Genomic DNA, 272 nt, shown 5'->3' on the forward strand with positions numbered 1-272 from the left:
TTCCACAACCGCCAGTGGGGCGCGGAAAAGAAAAACCAGGTGGATTTCTACAACCGCCGCTTTGTCGCCGGTGAGCTCGACAACCAGAGCTTCGCGGAAATTGCGCGCGCCATGGGCGCCGAAGGCATCACGGTCGACAAGCTGGAAGACGTGGGTCCGGCCTTGAAGAAAGCCATCGACATGCAGATGAATGAAGGCAAGACCACCATCATCGAAATCATGTGCACGCGCGAGCTGGGCGACCCGTTCCGCCGCGATGCGCTGAGCAAACC

General features: G+C 59.6%; 1 protein-coding gene. It reads left to right on the forward strand.

What is annotated here, in order from left to right:
* A partial coding sequence (locus K0F85_RS28415; protein ID WP_257638222.1) for a thiamine pyrophosphate-dependent enzyme occupies positions 1-272 on the forward strand: 272 nt, incomplete at both ends.

The organism is Janthinobacterium sp. UMAB-56, assembly GCF_900095265.1.
GTDB lineage: Bacteria > Pseudomonadota > Gammaproteobacteria > Burkholderiales > Burkholderiaceae_D > Janthinobacterium.